At 70.0% G+C, this 15830-nt stretch carries 15 protein-coding genes; 4 read left to right on the top strand and 11 right to left on the bottom strand.

Annotated features, from left to right (window positions below):
- Positions 1–4 precede the first annotated feature (4 nt).
- From HUA74_RS12100 to HUA74_RS12115, 4 genes are all read right to left on the bottom strand, one after another.
- Positions 5–748, bottom strand: coding sequence for an arylamine N-acetyltransferase (locus HUA74_RS12100; RefSeq protein ID WP_174454672.1), 744 nt, complete (start codon positions 746–748; stop codon positions 5–7).
- Between the two features lie 115 nt (positions 749–863).
- The gene (locus HUA74_RS12105) at positions 864–3587 is read right to left on the bottom strand and encodes a M1 family metallopeptidase (RefSeq protein ID WP_174454673.1); all 2724 of its coding nucleotides are present in this window, start codon (positions 3585–3587) and stop codon (positions 864–866) included.
- A gap of 98 nt (positions 3588–3685) precedes the next feature.
- Complete coding sequence (locus HUA74_RS12110) at positions 3686–4957, bottom strand: SBBP repeat-containing protein (RefSeq protein WP_174454674.1); 1272 nt, start codon at positions 4955–4957, stop codon at positions 3686–3688.
- Positions 4958–5210: 253 nt separating this feature from the next.
- Positions 5211–5912 carry a ComF family protein gene (locus HUA74_RS12115; protein WP_174454675.1) on the bottom strand — a complete coding sequence of 234 codons (702 nt, stop codon included), beginning with the start codon at positions 5910–5912 and terminating at the stop codon, positions 5211–5213.
- Positions 5913–6077: 165 nt separating this feature from the next.
- On the opposite strand from HUA74_RS12115, the gene HUA74_RS12120 reads away from it, so the two are divergent.
- Positions 6078–6554, top strand: a complete 477-nt coding sequence (locus tag HUA74_RS12120) for an NUDIX hydrolase (protein WP_174454676.1) — start codon at positions 6078–6080, stop codon at positions 6552–6554.
- A 110-nt stretch (positions 6555–6664) separates the two neighbouring features.
- Here HUA74_RS12120 and HUA74_RS12125 read toward each other — a convergent pair whose 3' ends face one another.
- Complete coding sequence (locus HUA74_RS12125) at positions 6665–7612, bottom strand: NAD(P)-dependent alcohol dehydrogenase (RefSeq protein ID WP_174454677.1); 948 nt, start codon at positions 7610–7612, stop codon at positions 6665–6667.
- Positions 7613–7667: 55 nt separating this feature from the next.
- Here HUA74_RS12125 and HUA74_RS12130 point away from each other — a divergent pair, with 55 nt between their 5' ends.
- The gene (locus HUA74_RS12130) at positions 7668–8606 is read left to right on the top strand and encodes a LysR family transcriptional regulator (RefSeq protein ID WP_174454678.1); all 939 of its coding nucleotides are present in this window, start codon (positions 7668–7670) and stop codon (positions 8604–8606) included.
- Positions 8607–8609: 3 nt separating this feature from the next.
- Here the strand turns inward: HUA74_RS12130 and gpmI are convergent, their stop codons facing one another.
- The 4 genes from gpmI to rsfS form a co-directional block, all read right to left on the bottom strand.
- The gene (gpmI, locus tag HUA74_RS12135; RefSeq protein ID WP_174454679.1) at positions 8610–10151 is read right to left on the bottom strand and encodes a 2,3-bisphosphoglycerate-independent phosphoglycerate mutase; all 1542 of its coding nucleotides are present in this window, start codon (positions 10149–10151) and stop codon (positions 8610–8612) included.
- A 92-nt stretch (positions 10152–10243) separates the two neighbouring features.
- Positions 10244–11395 (bottom strand): RNA ligase RtcB family protein, encoded by a 1152-nt coding sequence (locus HUA74_RS12140; protein ID WP_174454680.1) that lies wholly within the window; start codon positions 11393–11395, stop codon positions 10244–10246.
- A gap of 93 nt (positions 11396–11488) precedes the next feature.
- Positions 11489–11953, bottom strand: a complete 465-nt coding sequence (locus HUA74_RS12145) for a 23S rRNA (pseudouridine(1915)-N(3))-methyltransferase RlmH (protein ID WP_141642232.1) — start codon at positions 11951–11953, stop codon at positions 11489–11491.
- The gene (rsfS, locus tag HUA74_RS12150) at positions 11950–12528 is read right to left on the bottom strand and encodes a ribosome silencing factor (protein WP_174454681.1); all 579 of its coding nucleotides are present in this window, start codon (positions 12526–12528) and stop codon (positions 11950–11952) included. The genes HUA74_RS12145 and rsfS overlap by 4 nt, the downstream gene beginning before the upstream one ends.
- Before the next feature lie 61 nt (positions 12529–12589).
- On the opposite strand from rsfS, the gene HUA74_RS12155 reads away from it, so the two are divergent.
- Positions 12590–12901: a tetratricopeptide repeat protein gene (locus HUA74_RS12155; RefSeq protein ID WP_254625020.1), complete on the top strand. Its 312-nt coding sequence runs from the start codon at positions 12590–12592 to the stop codon at positions 12899–12901.
- A 36-nt stretch (positions 12902–12937) separates the two neighbouring features.
- Here HUA74_RS12155 and HUA74_RS12160 read toward each other — a convergent pair whose 3' ends face one another.
- A complete protein-coding gene (locus HUA74_RS12160; protein ID WP_141642234.1) occupies positions 12938–14008 on the bottom strand; it encodes a hypothetical protein in 1071 nt (356 codons plus the stop codon).
- A 99-nt stretch (positions 14009–14107) separates the two neighbouring features.
- On the opposite strand from HUA74_RS12160, the gene HUA74_RS12165 reads away from it, so the two are divergent.
- Positions 14108–14647 carry a hypothetical protein gene (locus HUA74_RS12165; protein ID WP_141642235.1) on the top strand — a complete coding sequence of 180 codons (540 nt, stop codon included), beginning with the start codon at positions 14108–14110 and terminating at the stop codon, positions 14645–14647.
- On the opposite strand, the gene HUA74_RS12170 is transcribed toward HUA74_RS12165, so the two are convergent.
- Positions 14644–15711 carry a TetR family transcriptional regulator gene (locus tag HUA74_RS12170; RefSeq protein WP_174454683.1) on the bottom strand — a complete coding sequence of 356 codons (1068 nt, stop codon included), beginning with the start codon at positions 15709–15711 and terminating at the stop codon, positions 14644–14646. The two genes, HUA74_RS12165 and HUA74_RS12170, sit on opposite strands and share 4 nt — an antisense overlap.
- Positions 15712–15830 lie beyond the last annotated feature (119 nt).

Consider the following 15830-nt stretch of genomic DNA (forward strand, 5'->3'; position numbering starts at 1 on the left):
GGCCCTAGAGCACGACGCCGAAGTATTCCGCGAGCGCCCGTCGGCGGGAGTCCTCGTCCAGCACGGTCAGCTCGCGGCGCTCCTTCCCCTCGGTGATGACGAGGGCGCCTTCCTTGAGGGTGACGCGGCCCTTCGGCGTCGCCTTCGTGCAAAGCCGTCGCTGCGTGAAGATGGACTCCGGCGAAGTCTGGTGGTGGTGGCACATGCCGGTGAAGTCCTCCAGCGCGCGCGGGACGAGGGAGAGCGCGTACTGCGCCTCCCAGCCCTGCTCCGAGTCGCGCCACAGCAAGAGCCCCGCGCCGTCGGCGGCCAGCCGGTAGTCGCGTCCGGCGCGTGTCTGCACTCCCCGCTCGTCCAGGCGCAAGGGCTCCAGGAAGCCCTCTCCGAAGCCGACGTCGACGAGCCACTGCTCGCCCCCGTCCTCCACCTGGAGCGTCAGGTGGTCGAACTCCGGGCCGAACGTCCCGTCCCTGGCGTCGGAGGCGACACGCGCGGACAGCGGCGTGACGCTGTAGCCACGCGCGGTGAGCAGCCGGGAGAACAGGCCGTTGAGCTCGTAGCAGAAGCCGCCGCGCCGGCGGGTGACGACCTTGTCGAAGAGGGCGTCCGTGTCGAGCCGGATGGGGCGGCTCAGGTGGATGTCCAGGTTCTCGAACGGCACCGACTCAAGATGCGCCCGGTGCAGCGTGGCCAGCGACGCGTCGGCGGGGGCCTGGATGCGTTCCATGTATCGCGCGGCGTCGAACATGGCGCATGTCTAGCGCGGTCCACCCGGTGGGTGGAACGGGCTTTCCGGGCGGGCGTTGTCGGCCTGACGCGGCGGGAGGCTCCCTCAACTGACGAGGGAGCCTCTGCGGTGAATCCTACTTCGCCGGAGTGCTGGTGACGGGAGGCGGGCGGCGCAGGAAGGACCGCACGCTTTCGAGCTGCAGGCGGTCCGACTCCACGCACAGGCGGATGGACTCCAGCGCCCGGGCGTAGGCGCGCGGCGCGCCCTCCAGCTTGTCGACGCGGGGGCCAAGGAAGGCCTCCAGCTCCGCGCGGTGCTTGTCGTCACAGAGCGAGCCCGTCATCGCGATGAGCCAGCCCAGTTCGTCCGAGCGGACGCGGGTGGCGAGCGTGTCGAAGTGCTCGCGGTAGAAGCTCCACGCCACCTCGCGCGTCTCCGGCTCGGAGAAGGCCCCGGCGAACAGCGGGCGCGCGTCGCGCACGTCGAACTCCGTCATGGCCAGGGTCAGGTTCTCTTTCACCAGGGCCGGGTCCCGGAAGCTGGCGAGCACGTTGATCATCTGGCTGCGCTCGTTGCGGTCCTCCGCCTTGCGCGCGCGGGCGAGCAGCGTGTCGTAGAGGGCGCGGTCGGCGTTGCGCGCGGCCACCGACAGCACCAGCGGCACGGCCTCCGGGTCCACGCTGTCTCGCTTCGCGAGCCACTGGGTCGCCAGGCCCTGGGCCTCGCGCACCAGGGCGGGGTGGTGTCCCGTCATCGTCGCCAGGGCGAGGTGCAGCGAGCGCGTCTGCTTCAGTTCGTCGCTGTCGTTCTTCTTGGGCAACCAGCCCAGGGCCTTGGCGCGAGCGCCGTAGAGCTGCCCCACCCAGGTGCGGAAGCGTGCGCGCTCGGCCGGGGTGAGGTGGTCCTCGTTCACCAGGTAGAGCAGGCGGGCGCCGCCCATGACGAGGGAGCGGCTCGCGTCGGACGCGGTCGCCGGCACCATCTTCAGCGCCTCGCCGAGCGGCAGGTCACCCCGGCGCACCGACGCCTCCACGTCCGCGAGGAGCGCCAGCCGCTCCGGCACCGACAGCGTCTTCTGCGTCGCGGCGAGCACCTGGGTGAGCTGCTGGGACGAGTAGCCCGCGCGGTAGTAGCCCATGCCGCCCGCGTTGAGCAGGACCCACTGGGGACACTTCTCGAGCGGCAGCTCCAGCTCTCCAGTGCTCTCGGAGAGCAGCTGGCAGACGCGCACGTCCTCCGCGCCGACACCCGCGCGCACGCACACGGGGACGGACCAGGTCTGGTCCTTGGAGGCGTTGGAGCCCGCGGGCAGGTAGCGCTCCTGGGACAGCTTCAGCTTCGGCCGCTTGCCGGCGTCGCACTGCACCTGGGCGGAGACGCGGGGGGCGCCCGGCTGGTCGATGAAGCTTCGGAAGGAGCGGGCGACGTCGGGGCCCGCGGTCTCCGAGAGCGTGGTGGCGAAGTCGTCGGACGTCGCGGTGCCCCACTCGTGCTTGCGCACGTGGGTGCGCAGCATGTCGCGCATCTTGTCCGGTCCCAGCCAGGACTCGAACATGCCGATGATGGCCGAGCCCTTGGCGTAGGTGGTGGAGTTGTCGAAGGAGCCGATGACCTCGTCATGCGTCGTCGCGGGCTTGCGCACCGGCAGCGCGGCGGCGAGCTCGTCCGCGCTCATGGCGCCGGACAGCGCGTGGGTGCTGGCGTCCTGACCGAAGCCCCAGCTCGGGTCGAACCCGTCCATCTGCTTGCGGTCCAGCCACGACGTCAGCGACTCGTTCAGCCAGATGTCGTCCCACCAGCGGCAGGTGACGATGTTGCCGAACCAGTAGTGGCCCAGTTCATGGCCCGCGATGTTGACGTACCACTTGCGGCGCTGGAGCGTTTCCTCGCCGGGGCGGATGAGCGTCAGGGGCTGACCCAGGGCGACGAGGCCCGGGTGCTCCATGGTGCCCCAGTAGCGAGGCACCACCGCGACGTCGAGCTTCTCGTACGGGTAGGCCTGGTCGAAGAAGTCCTCGAGCACGGTGACGATGCGCGGGGTGACGCTCGCCGCGTACGCCGTCTCCGGGCCGCGACCCTTGGGGACGATGAAGCGCAGCGGCACCTTGTTGCGGCCGGTGGTGCCCGCGTCCACCACGTCGAAGGGGCCCACGACAAAGGCCACGAGGTAGCTGGGCATGGGCTTGCTGTCGCGGAAGGTGATGCGCTGGAGCCCGTCGGGCAGCGTCTCCTTCGCCTCGATGGCGTGGTTGGCGAGCGCCACGTCACCGGCCTTCACGGTGAAGCGCAGCCGCCAGGGTACCTTGAAGGTCGGCTCGTCGAAGCAGGGGAAGGCGCGGCGCGCGTCCACCGGCTCGAAGAAGGTGTAGAGGTAGTTGTTGCCGCCTTCCTCCTGCGAGTAGATGCCCCGGCTGCGCTCGGCATCCACCTTGCCGGAGAAGGTGATGACGATGCGCGCGCGTCCAGGCGCGAGCGTCTCCGGCAGCAGCAGGCCGAGTCGTCCGTCGCTCGCGGTGACGGCCCGGGCCTCCAGCGTGAGCGAGTCCTTCTCCACGCGGGCCGCGCTCACGTCCAAATCCTGTCCGTGCAGCCAGACCTGGCGCACCGGCTCGCGCACGTCCACGTCGATGGTGACGGTGCCCGAGTACGTCGGCTCCGAGGACAGCAGCTTCAGGTCCAGCGTGTAGTGGGTGGGCTGGACGGTGTCCGGGAGCCGCAGCGCGGGGGGCTGGGCTTCGGGCCACTCGGGCGTCGCCGCCGCCGTGGCCTCGGGCTTGGAGGGGACGGTGGTCTCGGTGGCGTGGGTACAGTGAAGCGAGACCAACGCGGGGACGAGGAGGAGGAGGTGCCTGCGCATGCCGCGAGGCTACCGCGCCCCTCGCGTTTGGCTACCGAGAAGGGCGCGGCGATGCGTGTCTATGAATTCCGCGTGGGTGCCGGCAGAGCCGGATTCCATCAGAAGCGGCAGAGGAACGCGTCGTAGCCGCCGGCGCTGGGGTTGCCCGCCAGGCCGCCGAAGGTGAATCCGGTGACGTACGTGTTTCCCGAGGCATCCACGGCCACACCCCGTCCGATGTCCGAGCGGTTCGTGCCGAGCGTGCGGGTGCCAATCTTGCTGCCGAAGGCATCGAAGCGGGAGAGGAACACGTCCTGGGAGCCCGCGTAGGCGTTGCCGTCCAGCGAAGCGGTCGTGTAGCCCGTCACCTGCACGGTGCCATTGGGGGCGACGGCGACGCCGAACGCGTAGTCGGTCTGCGTCCCGCCGAGCAGGCGGCTCCACTCGCGATTGCCGGAGGCGTCATAGCGCGCGAGCAGCACATCGATGAGGCCATTGTTGGTGTTGCCGTCGAGCGTGCCGAACGTCTCACCCGCGATGTAGACACCGCCGTCCGCGCTCACGGCGACGCCCTTGGCGTCGTCGAGGTCGGAGCTGTCGACCTGGCGGACCCACTGCTGGGTGCCGAGGATGTCGAGCTTCATGAGGAAGATGTCGGTGCCCACGGGCGTGGTGACGCCGTCGAGGCTGCCGAACGTGTTGCCCACCACGTAGACTTCATAGGTGGACGTCACGGCGATGCCGCGCGCCATGTCGCTGCTGGGCGAGCCGAGTTGCTGGAGCCAGTACGGGTTGCCGCCGTCGTCGTAGAGCGCAACGATGATGTCGTAGTTGTTGGGGTTGCCGCCGTTGGCGAAGCTGCCGCCGGTGTAGCCGGAGATGAAGACCTTGTCGTTGTCGGCGACGGCGATGCCGGTGGCGAAGTCATCCATCTGCGTGCCGTTCTGCCGCAGCCACTGCTGGTTGCCCTGCGCGTCGTACTGGGTGACGAAGTAATCGAGCCCGCCCGCGTTCGCGTAGAAGCCGAAGCCGCCGAAGGTGTGGCCGGTGACATAGACGTTGCCGGCCGCGTCGGTGGCCACGGCCGTGGCGCGGTCATCCTGCGCGGTGCCCAGCTGGTGCACCCACTGCAACGTGCCGGCGGTGTCGTACTTCGCGAGGAAGACGTCCAGGCCACCGGCCTTCGGCTCCGGGCCAAGCTGGCTGGAGGTGTGGCCCACGACGTAGACGCTGTTGCCGGAGACGGCGACAGCCTGGGCCTGCTCATCGATGTTGGCGCCGAGCTGGCGGACCCAACTCGGAGGAGGAACCTGGGCCTCGGCGGAGGAGGGGGCGCCCAGAGCGCAGACGGCACCAGCCACGGCGAACGTGCTCAACAGGGGGTGTTTCATCTCGGACTCCATTCTCAGTGGGGGAACTGAGCCGTGGAGCGGATGGGAAATCTGTCACCACGGCAAGTATGCAAGACCACGGGACGCGTGCGCGTGGAAGATGGGTAATGAAAGACAGCCCGAAGCTGTGTTTGACCCGGGCGTGAGTTGTTGTTGACCCCGTTGCATATGACGCGGTGTGACAGCTTCAGCACGGGGTGGTCTGGTGACGTGCGGGTGTCTCAACGTGACACGTGGGTTTCGGGCGGCTCGCTCAGGTGAGGGTGAAGGCGCGCGCGAGCGTCAGCACTTCGACGCGGGTGGCGCCAGCCGCGTGCAGGGCGATGGCCGCGGCGCGGGCCGTGGCGCCAGTGGTGAAGACATCGTCGAGCAGCAGCACGTCATGTCCCGTGACGTCGGACGACGCGGTGAAGGCCTCCGCGACGTTGTCGGCGCGCTCCGCTTCGGTGAGACCCACCTGTCGCTGTGTCTCTCGCGTGCGTATGAGCCAACCCACCGGGGCTTGTCGGCCCACGCACTTCGCCAGCGAGCCCGCGAGCAGCTGGGCCTGGTCGTACTTGCGCGAGTGATATCGGCGCGTGTGCAGGGGGAGGGCCACCACGCGGTCCGGAGCCCGGGAGAGGAAGCTCCTCGCCTCGTCCGCAAGCAACTCCGCGAGGGGCTCGGCGAGTTCCGGATGGTCCTCGTACTTGAAGCGGTGGATGGCTCGCGCCAGGGGGCCCTCGTGCGCGAAGGGGGCCCAGGCGCGGGAGAAGGGTGGAGGGTGGGCCCGGCAGCGCGGGCATGAGCCGCCAGGGAAGGTGCCGGGCTCGGCGCAGGTGCGGCAGCACCCGGGAGGCAAGCGCTCCAGGGCCGTGTCACACGTCTCGCAGAAGAAGGCCCCGGGACCGGGAAGGACTCTCGCGCAGGCGATGCATGCGGGAGGGTAGAGGACGTCCAGCAGGGCTCTGAGCATGCGGGGCGTGCCTTGCAGCGAGGGTGCCACGCTGTCGAGTCAGGAGTTGGCGGTGATGCCCCCGCACTCGGGGGGATGTTGACGCGCCACCGGGTTCCTCGACATCGTTGCGGAGCGCATGACGTTGCACGGCGTCCCGATGAACTTCATCCCAGGGAGACGCAGATGAGCGGTGGGCGGGTCTGGCAGGGGAACTGGAGGGTTCGCCTGTATGCGCGGGTCCGCGAGCGGGGTTACGACTCGCTGACCGCCTTCGCGGATGCACGGCCCGCCGTCTCGCTGATGGGACTGGCGGATGAGCTGGGGAAGGGAGAGGTCGCCGGTCTCCAGATTTTGAGCGTGCTGCGCTCCGAGGCGGAGTCCCGCGAGCAGGTCACCCGCTTCGTTCGGGACGCGCTGGTGCGCAACATGGCCGAGTACCTTCCGAATGGCTGGCCCGAGGTCATGGACGACGAGTCCCGCTTCGTGGTCGCCAAGCTGCTGACCTTCTGGTCCACCGACATCCCGGAGACGCACCGCAAGCGCGTCGAGAACGCCCGCGTGTCGCTTCGGACGTCTCCACCACCCTCTGGCTGGCGCCCGCTCGGACCCGACGACGCGTTGCTGTGCACGCTGCTGCCCGATGACGAAGCGCGTGGGTGAGCGAGCCCACGGCCAGCGTCTGGTTCGACGCTCGGTGCCATCCACGAGGGGCTCGCGGTCGAAGGGCCTTTCTGTCCGGGGACCCGCCGCGGTGACGGACTGTCCCTGACTCAGTCACCGAGCCGGATGACGACCTTGCCGACGAGTCCACGCTTCTCGGCGACCTCGAAGGCGCGCCGATGGTCGGCGAGCTCGAACACCTGCGTGGGGCCAGGAGTCAGCTCGCCCGCGTCGAAGTGCCGGCCCAGTTCCTCGAGGGCGGCCGTGGTGGACTGGGTGATGACGAAGCGGTGCTTCTGGGCGCGGAACGGGTTCTGGACGGCGGCGCTGGCGAGCTTCGCGGGGCCCGGCTCGAAGTCGACGTAGACGCCGTGGGGCTCCAGGAGGGCGCGAGCCTCGCTGAAGGGAAGCCGCGCGGAGAGGTCGAGCACCGCGTCGAAGGTCTTCCCTGACGCCAGGATGGAGTCGCGCCGGTAGTCGATGACCGTGTCAGCGCCGAGTTCGTGAGCCAACGCGACGCCGTCGGTGCCACTGACCGCCGTGACGTGTGCCCCCGCCCGTCTGGCGAGCTGGAGGGCGTACGGCCCCAGCCCTCCGCTGGCGCCGTTGAGCAGCACGTGGTCACCCTCCTTGACGCGCGCGACGGCTCGCACGGCGGTCCGGGCCGCGAGTCCGACGACCGCGACGGCCGCGGCCTGCACGGCGTCCAGCGACCTGGGCACCTTCGCGACGACTCGCGCCGGGACGGAGATGTGCTCGGAGAGGTAGCCCGCCTTGAAGGAGCCCATGCCGCCGAAGACGTCGTCCCCGACGCGGAAGCCGGACACGCCCTCGCCCACCTGCTCCACCACACCCGCGAAATCGAGGCCCGGGGTCTTCGGGAACCTCGTGCCACTGAGCAGCCGGGCATCGCCGCGCCGAATCTTTCCGTCGAGCGGGTTGATGGACACGGCACGCACGCGCACGACGAGGTGCCCGGCGCGAGGAGCCGGCGGGGCCACGTCGGAGAGGGTCAGGACGTCAGGACCACCAAAGCGTTCGTAGGTCACGGTTTTCATGCGGAAAGGAGTAAGTCCACTGAGCCATTCGCGGAACTTGATGTTCGGAAGGCCTATGCTTCATGAAATGAATGTCTCGACGTTCGACCTGAATCACGCGCGTGCACTCCACTTCCTGCTGGAGGAGGGCCATGTCGCCCGGGCCGCGCGGAGACTGGGAATCACGCCCGCGGCGGCGAGCAATGCGTTGAGAGGTCTGCGCCGTGACTTCGATGACGCGCTGCTGGTCCGGACAGGGCGGACGCTCGCGAGGACCGCTCTGGGGGAGCAGCTTCGCGGGCCCGCGCGTGAAGTCCTGGCCGCCGCGGAGCGCCTCTTCGTCGTGGGCGTGCCGTTCGAGCCGAGCGCGTACGACGGCGAGCTCATCCTCGCGACCTCGGACCGCGTGGCGGAGGTCCTGCTATCAGCGCTCGATGGGTTGCTGACCGCGCGGGCTCCACGAGCGCGTCTCTCCGTCCACACGATGACGGTCGACCTCGCGGCGTTCCTGCGAGAGAACGACGGCCTGGCCATCATGCCGGGGGCTGCCCGGGAGCGGGGACTCTCGTCGGAGAAGCTGTTCCTGGACGACTTCGTCTGCGTGCTCCGCAAGGGGCATCCGCTCCTCAAGGGGCCGTGGACGATTCGGCGCTTCGCGGCGGCCGAGCACCTCCTCGTCGCGCCCCTGGGGCGGACTCAGCGGGGCGCGGTGGACGCGCTGCTCGAAACGCAGGGACTCACCCGGAGGATAGCGCGCGTCGTGAATTCGTTCGCGCTGGCGATGCCCCTGCTCGCCGCCTCGGACCGAATCACCGTCCTGCCGCGCAGCTTTGCCCAGGCGCGAGCCCGGGAGTGGGGCATCGTGGTGAGACCGGTTCCCTTTGAGCTGCCCAACATCGAGATGGAGCTGTCGTGGCACCCGAGGCATGAGCGGGACCCGAAGCACGTCTGGTTTCGGGCCCTCCTGCAGGAATCCGTGCGCGTCTCGGGGCTCCCGCGCCCCGCGACGCGATAGGCCTCACGGCAGCACGCCCTGCCGGTTCATCTCCTTGGACTGGGGCAGGCCCATCACCTTGCACAGCGTGGGGGCGATGTCCGCGAGGATGCCGGGGCGCAGCTTCTGCCCCCGGAACGCGGGATGGATGAGGTGGAACGGCACCGGGTTGAGCGTGTGCGCGGTGTGCGGCTCGCCGGTGATGGGGTCCACCATCTGCTCGCAGTTGCCGTGGTCCGCGGAGATGGCCATCACCCAGCCGTTGCGCTCGCACGCCTTGCCGAGCACGCCCAGGCACTCGTCCACCACGCGCACCGCCTGCATCGCCGCGTCCAGCCGGCCGCTGTGTCCCACCATGTCCGGGTTGGCGAAGTTCGCCAGCGCGAAGTCATACGTGCCCGAGTCCAGCCGACGCACCAGCTCCGCCGTCACCTCGCGCGCCGACATCTCCGGCTTCAAATCGTACGTCTTCACGTCACGCGGACTGGGCACCAGGTGCCGGTCTTCTCCCGGGTAGACGACTTCGCGCCCGCCGTTGAAGAAGAACGTCACGTGCGCGTACTTCTCCGTCTCCGCCGTGCGGAACTGGCGCAAGCCCTGACGCGACAGCAGCTCCGGGAAGATGTCCTGCGGCTGGTCCGGCGCGAAGACCACCGGCAAATCGAACGTCTCGTCGTACTGGGTCATGCAGACGTAGCGCCCCAGCCGCAGCCCACCCCGGTCGAAGTCCTTGAAGCTCGGGTACGCCAGCGCCTGCGTCAGCTCCCGCGCGCGGTCCGCGCGGAAGTTGAAGAACAGCACCGTGTCCCCATCCTGGATGCGGCCCACGGGAGTGCCGTCCCCACTGGCCAGCACCGTGGGCTTCACGAACTCGTCCGTCACCTTCTCCGCGTACGACGCGCGAATCGCGCTCAGCGCGTCCGGAGCCTTGGGCCCCTTGCCGTACACCAGCGCCTCGTACGCGAGCTGCACGCGGTCCCAGCGCTTGTCCCGGTCCATCGCGTAATAGCGCCCGCTCACCGTGGCGATGCGCCCCGTGTGCGTCTCGTGAAGGAATCGCTCCAGCTCCTCCACGTAGCCCAGCGCGCTCTGCGGCGGCGTGTCGCGCCCATCCAGGAACGCATGCACGTAGACGTGCGCGACGCCCCGCTCACGCGCGGCCTTCAGCAGCGCGTACAGGTGCTCCATCGACGAGTGCACGCCACCCGGAGACACCAGCCCCAACAGGTGCAGCGCCTTGCCGTCCGCCTTCACGCCGTCCATCGCGGCGCGCAGCACGGGGTTTCGCGCCAGCTCCCCGGACTCCGCCGCGCGGTTGATGCGCACCAGGTCCTGGTAGACGATTCGGCCCGCGCCGATGTTGGTGTGGCCGACCTCCGAGTTGCCCATCTGCCCCTCGGGCAGGCCCACGGCCAATCCCGAGGTCTGTAGCTCGGTGAACGGGTAGGGGCTCGTCAGCTTGTCGAGGTGCGGGGTTCCGGCCAGGAGGATGGCATTCGCCTCTCGCTCGTGACGGATGCCCCAGCCATCCAAAATGCAGAGCAGGACCTTGTGCGCGGCAGTCATGCCCGAACCCTAACCACGCAGGCGCCGGACGGAGAGGGCAAAAAGCACCGGACCACCCCGTTTCCAGGCCTGGGCTCGGGCTCGGGGCCGCGCTACTCCTCGCGGGAGCGCGTCTTGTACGTCAGCACCGGCGCCAGGGTGGCCACCACCCGCACCAGCCCCGCCTCCACCAGGTCCGTCACCACGCGGTCAATCGGCTTGTACGCGGGCGGCGCCTCCTCGAAGAGCAGGTCCTTGTTCTCGCAGACGACGTGACTCTTGAAGGGGGTGCGCGTGAGCGACTCCGCGGTGAAGCGCTCCTTCATGCGCTCGCGTGCGGCCGTGCGCGTCCACTTGCGGCCCGCGCCATGCGCCAGGCTGTACGCGCTGCCCGTCCCATCCCCCAGCGGAACCACCAGATAGCTCAGCGCGCCACGGCTGCCCGGAATCACCACGGGCCCCTCGTCCGAGGGCGCCGCGCCCTTGCGGTGCAGCCACCGTGTGCCACCCGCGTCCCGCCGAGGCGTCACGCTGTTGTGGCAGACATCCAACACCCGACGGGCCGGAGCGCCAATCCCATCCAGCACCCGCCGCGCCACCAGCGCACGGTTCGCCCGAGCCCACGCCACCGCGTGGTCATGCCGCGTCAGATACGCCCGCGCATCGTCCGAGTCCTCCGCCAACCCGCCCGCCGCATGCCGGTCCACGTGGGCCCGGAGAATCGCCTCGCCCAGTCCACGTGAGCCGGAGTGCACCAGCAGGAGCAACCGGTCCGCCGCCAGCCCCAGCGCCGCGAAGCCCTCCGCGTCGTGCACCGTGTCCACCCGCTGCACCTCCGCGAAGTGGTTGCCGCCGCCCACCGTCCCCAGCGCCGCCTCGAACCCGGAGGCCTTCACGCCTTCTTCCGCCAGGAAGCCTTCCGCGTCTCCGCTCCAGGCACCCTCGACGTCCAGCTTCGCCGCCCAACGCTCCGCCTTGGCCTTGCGCGCCAACATCCCCACGTCCCACAGCCCCATGCCACAGCCGATGTCGCTGCCCACCAGGTACGGATAGAGGATGCCTTCCGAGGTGAAGGCGGCACCCACCGGCGCGCCCTTTCCCGGGTGCAAATCCGGAAGTCCCACCGCGTGCCTCATGCCGGGCAGACGCGCCACGGCCTCCAACTGCCGCACCGCCTCTCCCTCCACCCACGATTGGGGCGAGGCGATGATGCGGACGGTCGCGGGTGGAGACGTCAGGGGGGCCTGGGTGCCGGCGGTGCTCATGAGGCCCGTTGACGCCCCCTGTCTGGTGGGCCTGACGCAGGCGAGCGCGGCAGGGACCGGAGTCCCGCTCCCGCCGCCTGCTCGCCTGGTGGGCTACTTGTGGTACGGCTCGCCCTTGAGAATGGTGAACGCGCGGTAGAGCTGCTCCACGAGCACCACGCGCGCCAGCCGGTGGGGCAGCGTCATCTTTGACAGGGACAGCGTGAGGTTCGCCGCGTCCCGCACGCTCGAGTCCAGCCCCTCGTCACCACCGATGACGAAGAGCAGGTCCTTGGCGCCCGTCTGAGCCTTGCCCACGTAGCGGCTGAGCTCCACCGAGTCGAGCAGCGAGCCACGCTCGTCCAGCGCGATGACCCAGTCCTGCGGCTTGCGCTTGGAGAGAATCGCCTCCGCCTCGGCGGCCTTCGCGTCGCCCGGCTTGAGCTTCTTTCCGCTCGCCTCGGTCAGCTCCACCAGCTCGAAGCGGGTGTAGTGGCCCAGGCGGCGGGCGTACTCCTGGACCGCCGGCTCGTAGAGACCCGAGCGGTCCTTGCCGATGGTCAGGAGGCGGACCTTCAGGAGACCTTCTCCCGGTTCGCGTCCGCCCAGAGACCTTCCAGGTCATAGTGCGCGCGCAGGTCCGCGAGGAACAGGTGCGCCACCACCTCGCCGTAGTCGAGCAACACCCACTGGCCCGTCTCGACGCCCTCGGTGCCGAGCGCGCGCACCGGCTGCTCGCCCTGCTTGAGCTGCACGTGGACGTTCTCCGCCATCGCGCTGACCTGACGGTCGCTCTCGCCGGAGGCGATGACGATGTAGTCCGCGTAGGACGTCATGCCCCGAACGTCCAGGATGACGACGTCCAGCGCCTTCTTGTCGAGCAGCAGCTGGGCCATGCGCCGCGCCAGCGCCTGCGCCTGCGGGTTCTCCGCCGGGCCCGCCTTCTGTTGGGCGGCGCCTGGCAGCTTCGCCTTCTTCTTCGCCCTCAGGGGGACCTTGCCCGGGGTCTTCTTGCGAGCCGGCGCCTTCTTGGGAGCGGGAGCCTTGCCCTTGGGGGCCGTCCTGCCCGTCGCCGTCTTCTTCTGCTTCCGCGCCGGGGCCTTGGCCTTGGTCGCGCTCTTCTTTCGTGGGGTCGTCTTCTTCTTCGTTGCCATGTGCGGCGCACCCTACCGCACCCTTGGCAACACGGCATGGGTCCTCTATGGGGTGTTGTCCATGAGCGACGCCCGCCTGGAACAGTTCAAGAAGATGGCCGCTGACTTCCCGGACTCCCCCATGAGCCACTTCTCCCTGGGGAAGTTGTACCTGGAGCGAAAGCAGTACGCCGAGGCGGCGTCTGCCCTGGAGGCGGCCGTGCGCCTGGACCCGACCTACGCCGCGGCCCTGGTCTCCCTGGGGGACGCGCTCTCCGGGGCCGGGCAGGTGGCGCGGGCCCGCGAGGTGCTCACCCAGGCCCGTGAGCACGCCCTGGCCCAGGGCCACCCGGGGCTCGCCGAGGAAATCGACGAGCGCATCTCCGACCTGTGATGAACACGAGGGCCTTCGAGTCCTCGCCGGGCCTGCTCAGTCTCGCCAGGTGAAGCCGACGCCGAACACCTGTCGCGAGTAGGAGAGCTGATTGCGGGGCAGCCGGGTGCTCCACAGGCCCCAGGACACCTCCAGGTCCACCCGCTCCGACACCGGGCGCGCCAGCTTCAGGGACAGGGAGTTCTGTCCCTCGTCCTCCTCGACGAGGATGATTTCGGGCGACAGGTAGATGCCATCCGGATAGCGGGTGATGCCCAGTGAACCCTGCGCCAGCAGCGTCACCTTCCAGGGCAGGCGCACCCCCGCGTTGCCCGTCACGCGGTGGCGCAGCACCGTCTCCCCGAAGCTGTTGGACGTGACTTCCTGGTACGCGTACGTCAGCCCCAGCGTCACCGGGCCCCGGTAGTTGTAGCTGGCGCCCGCCGTGAGCGCGCCGTCCTCGCGCCGGCCCAGGGACGAAGCACCGGAGGCGCCGGGCCTGGGCCGCGCCAGGGGACCGTAGCGGCGCGCGCCCCAATCACCGAAGAGCGACAGGCTGTGGCGCCGGTCGAAGCGGTAGCGGCCCACCACGCCCAGCTCCGCCCCGCCGAAGTTGGCTGTCTTATCCGGCCGATACACGAAGCGACGCGCGCCTGCCCGCACCCGCAGCGCCAGTCGCACGTCCGGCGCGTACTCGGCGAACACGCTTGCTCCCAGGTCCGAGTACGCCCGCGTGCCGCCCCGCCGGTCCTTCGCGTGTCCCTCCGCCCCCAGGCCGAACTCGGTGCCCAGCGCCAGCGACGCCTCCAGGGCCCCGGTCTGGATGAGCGTGTCCTCATCCGAGAAGCCCACGTACTTGCGCGCGCCCAGCTCGTAGCGGCCCACCAACTGGGTGCGCTCGAACGTCGCGCGCCCCTCGGCCGAGCCCAGCACGCTCAGCGCCGGGTCCGCTCCAGGCGAGGGCGTGCTGCCGTCGGAGAAGTCGCGTGGCGCGTTGGTGTCCACCAGCAGCCGCGCGGTGCCCTTCAGCGCGCCCTCCCACTCGACCGCGGACGCGGGCCGAGCGGCGAGCAACACGAGGAGGACCAGGAGGGTAGGGCGGGAGCGGGACACGACGCCGGGCAACATAGCCGGCCTCGTGCCTGCACGCCCCACTCGCGGGAGGGCGGGCCCGTTCGCCAGGTTGGCGGCAGTGACGTCACGCCGGCCGCCCGGTACATTGGTGGAATGCGCCCTGTCTCACTTCTCGCGGCGGCGGTCGGCTTGGGACTCGCCGCCTGCGCCCAGTCCTCGTTCATCACCGAGGTGAGGGGCGAAACCACCGTGCCCGCGACCCTGCCCGGCGGAAGCACGGAGCTCAACGCCTTTCCCCCCATCAGCAGCCTGGCGGGGATGGACTTCGACCAGAACCAGGACTTCAAGAACCAGGGGCTTTCCAAGGACGAGGTGACGTCCGTCCACGTCGACTCCCTGTCGCTCCAGATTCTCAGCCCCAACGACGTGGACTTCACCTTCCTGGACAACGTGGAGTTCTTCGTCCGGGCGGGAGACCGGGAGTCGCGCATCGCCTGGAAGAACGACCTGGCGCGCTCGAATCTCCGTCCGCCCAACCCCACGCTGAGGCTGGATTTGGGGGACGTGGAAATGCAGCCCTACGTGTCCGCGCCGACGATGAGCATCATCATCCGCGGCAAGGGCCGCACGCCGGAGCGGGAAGTCCGCCTGCGCGCGGTGGTGCGGTTGGAAGTCGAGTCCGGACTGCTCTAGGGCGTCGCCAGTTCCTGGGCGCGGTGCTCCAGCGCGCCGGCCCGGCCGTCCAGCTCGTGGGCGAGGGCCTCCAGCCGCTTCGCCTCCGCCTCCATCGCCGCCAGGTCCACCGGGCCACCAGCCGCGAGTGTCTGGGCGCGCACGCCGTCCACCTGCGGGCGACGGTCCGTGGCACGCGCGGGCTCGGGCTCCGGAAGCGCGGGGTCCCTGCCGGTGCCTGTGCCAGGCTGGGGCGTGGTGGGAATGCCCGGGGTGTCGGTGCCCTCCCCTGGCGGCGGGCCCCCGGAGACATCCGCCTCTCCGGCGAACATGCCTCCGCCCCGGTCGCTGGGCGCCACGCGGAGGTTCCCCGAGCGCATGCGCAGCCGCAGCCGACGGTCCTGCTCGTCGAACATGGATTCCTCGCCGAGGAAGTCGCTCATGCGCCGGTCCAGGTCCTTCTCCTCGCGCACCTCGGTGATGCGCGCACGCAGGGACTTGAGGCGCTCGCGCACCTTGTCCTCGGCGTCACGCAGCGTGTCCGCCTGCTCCAGCAGGTCCTCCGGGTCATCTCCGCCGGCGGTGGCCTTGTCCATCATGGGCACCCGCGAGGCAGGCAGCGCCGCGCGCACCGCGTCCCGCTCCGTGCGAGTGGTGCGCAGCGCCTCCAACAGCGTGGCGCGCTGGCCCCGGTCCGCTGTCTGGTCCCAAGCGCCGCGCAGCCGCGCCAGTTCGTCCGACAGTGCCTGATGCAGCGCCAGGTGCGCGCGCTCCGACTCGCCCTCCGCCGTGGACACCGACTGCGCCAGTCCGGTGAGCGAGCCGCTCAGCTCCTGCGAGCGCCGCAGCGCCGCCTCCAGCTCCGTGCCCGTCGTCAGCCGACCCTTGCGCTCCGCCTTCAGCGCCTCGATTCGCGCGGCCACGCCCTGCAGTTCGTCCCGCAGCGCCTGCTGCTGGGTGCGTAGCGAGCGCGCCTCCGTCCTCGCCGCCTGCGCCCGCGAGCGCGCCGCCTCCAGCCCGGACGCGGCCCAGACGGGCACGGCGCAGAGCAGGCACAGCAAAAGCGCGAGGGGGCGGGGACTCATCAGCGGCCTCCCTTGAGCAAAGCGGATGCCAGCCTGCTCTGTCCTCTCCTCCACCGGAGCCCGGGAAAAGCCCTGGGATTCCAGGCGCCTGGACACACCAGGTGGGGGCAGGTGGGGGA

Source organism: Myxococcus sp. CA051A, from assembly GCF_013336705.1.
Lineage (GTDB): Bacteria > Myxococcota > Myxococcia > Myxococcales > Myxococcaceae > Myxococcus > Myxococcus llanfairpwllgwyngyllgogerychwyrndrobwllllantysiliogogogochensis.